This window comes from Rhizobacter sp. P2_H2 (genome assembly GCF_056403375.1).
This window is the reverse complement of the sequence record NZ_JBFUFP010000871.1, coordinates 1-2,370: the sequence shown is the minus strand read 5'-3', so window position 1 is coordinate 2,370 and position 2,370 is coordinate 1. Positions and strand designations below refer to the sequence as shown.

The 2,370-nt window shown below is 70.6% G+C and carries 3 protein-coding genes; 1 reads left to right on the top strand and 2 read right to left on the bottom strand.

Annotation, left to right across the window (positions count from 1 at the left end):
- Positions 1 to 279 (bottom strand): RICIN domain-containing protein (locus tag AC1D15_RS27550; protein ID WP_477828509.1); only part of this gene is annotated, 279 nt, incomplete at its 3' end.
- Positions 280 to 607: 328 nt separating this feature from the next.
- Between AC1D15_RS27550 and AC1D15_RS27545 the strand changes: the two genes are divergently transcribed.
- Positions 608 to 1,720, top strand: a complete 1,113-nt coding sequence (locus AC1D15_RS27545) for a threonine aldolase family protein (RefSeq protein ID WP_477828508.1) — start codon at positions 608 to 610, stop codon at positions 1,718 to 1,720.
- Positions 1,721 to 1,723: 3 nt separating this feature from the next.
- Here the strand turns inward: AC1D15_RS27545 and AC1D15_RS27540 are convergent.
- A partial coding sequence (locus AC1D15_RS27540; protein ID WP_477828507.1) for a hypothetical protein occupies positions 1,724 to 2,370 on the bottom strand: 647 nt, incomplete at its 5' end.

The window sequence follows — 2,370 nt, the reverse complement described above, 5'->3', positions numbered from 1 at the left end:
GGCCTGCTGGATGTTGCCGCCATCGGCGGTGCTGGCGGCCGCCACGTCGACGCACTTGCCGCTCAGCGCATTGACGATCACGTAGCGGCCGACCGGCAGCGTCGCGGTGGAAACGCCTGCCGCAGCCTCGCGGCCGGCGCCTTGCGCAGCGGCGCTGCCGTTGGCGGACGACGCGCCGTCGTCCCCGCTGCCGCAGGCTGCGACGACCGCCGCCGCGGCGATCGCCAGCGGCAGCAACGAGATCCGGTGGCCCGTGCGGACCGTATTGTGGTGTGCCATGAAGGTGCTCTCCCCCTGTGAATGCAGGCGGATTCTGGAGGGGCGTCCCGACCCCGGGAACGGGGTCATTGCAACAAGCCGAAACCCGCTCGTGCCGCACCAGGCCGCGCCGTTCCAGCAGGCGATGGATGTCCGGATGCGTCGCGCCGATTGCGCCGTGTTACGTAACAGGCGGGGGAAACTGGAAACGCTTTCAGTCCTGACACGCCGAGGATCTCCGCACTCGACCTGAGACCCACTTTTCCTGTCGGCAGCCCAGATTTTTTGCAATCCAGAGCAGTTGGCCCATTTTTTCTGACAATGCGGACTCCCCGCCTTCGAGCCGCTCATGCCCCTCAGCCCCGAACAACGCCAGCAACTGCGCCGCCAGTGCACGCTGGTCGTCCCCGACTTCGCCACGCCCACGCCGGCCGAGGAGTTCGCCCGCATGGCCGCCTGGTACGAAGCCCACGGCGTCGAGCACGACCACTACGGCAACGGCGCGTTGGCCGCCGACTTCGAACGCAAGATCGCCGCGCTGCTCGGCAAGCCGGCCGCGGTCTTCATGCCCAGCGGCGTGATGGCGCAGCTCGCGGCGCTGCGCATTCACACCGAGGCGGCGCGGCTGCCGCGCTTCGGCCTGCATCCCACGTCGCACCTCGCACTGCACGAAGAGGAAGCCTTCAGCGCGCTGCTGCAGTGCCATGCCGTCCCGGTCGGCGACCGCCTGCGGCCGATGCTCGCGGCCGACCTGGACGCGGTGCGCCAGCCGCTCGCGTGCGCGATCGTCGAGCTGCCGATCCGCGAGGCCGGCGGCCAGCTGCCCACGTGGGAGGAGCTGCAGGCCCTGCACGCTGCGGCCCATCGGCGCTCGATGCCGCTGCACCTCGACGGCGCGCGGCTGTGGGAGTGTTCGGCGTTCTACCAGCGCAGCCCGGCCGAGATCGCCGCCGGCTTCGAATCGGTCTACGTGTCGCTGTACAAGGGCATCGGCGCCGTGTCGGGGGCGATGCTGGCCGGCAGCGAGGATGTCATCGCGCAGGCCCGCCTGTGGCGCCGGCGCATGGGCGGCACGCTCTACCACCTGAGCCCGATGCTGGTGTCGGCCGCGATGCGCTTCGACGAGCGCCTCGCGCTGATGCCGGCGCTGTACCAGCGCGCCCTGTCGCTGGCGGCCGGGCTGAATGCGATCCCCGGGCTGCGCGTGAACCCGCGGGTGCCGCAGACCAACCTGCTGCACCTGTTCTTCGATGCGCCGCCCGACGCGGTGCTCGACGCGCGCGATGGGCTCGCCATGCACGACCGCTGCTGGCTCTTCGGCCACGTGCGCGCAGCCGAGGTGCCGGGCTGGAGCGCGACCGAGCTCTACGTCGGCGATCGCCTGCTGCAGGCCGACGACGCGAGCGTGCTGCCGCTGTTCGCGAAGCTGGCCGCGGCCTTCACCGCGACCGGCGGACGCTGACGATCAGGGCTTGATGAAGGTCACGCTGTAGCTGAAGCTCTTCGCGACGCCGCCGATCTTGACGTTCGACACCGTCACGCCGAGCCGGGTGTCGGCCGGCGCCCGCGACCACGGCTGCCCGGTGCCGCCGATCGACCAGGCCATCGTGTTCTCGGCATAGCCCTTGTCGAGTTCGGCCACGCCGGTCACCGGCACGGCCGCACCGGCGTCATCGGTCATCGCCACGGTGGCGGCCGAGAAATCCGCACCCGGGTACGAGAACGACCAGCGCATCGCCGGCTCGGCAATGCTGCTGTCCCATGGCACGTAGCCGCGCGGCGGCCACGACATGCCGTTCGGCACGCTCGGCGCCGCATGCGTGTTGCCGAGCACCCACAGCGCATTGCCCTGCGGTGTGTCGCCGGTGCCGACGTCGCCGAGCACCAGGCTGAACACCCAGCGCCGGTGGCCGAGCGACGCGACGCCGCCGTCCATCACGTACAGCGGGATCGAGCCGATGCCGGAGCTGTTGGCGCTGGCGCTGTTGAGGTTGGTGCCCCAGGCGATGTTCGATTTGCCGGCGGCAGTGGCGCCGTCGGCGGTGTAGCACTTCCAGGTGGTGGGCGGCGCGTGGCTGAGCTGGTCGTTCGCATCGAACATCAGCGCCGCCT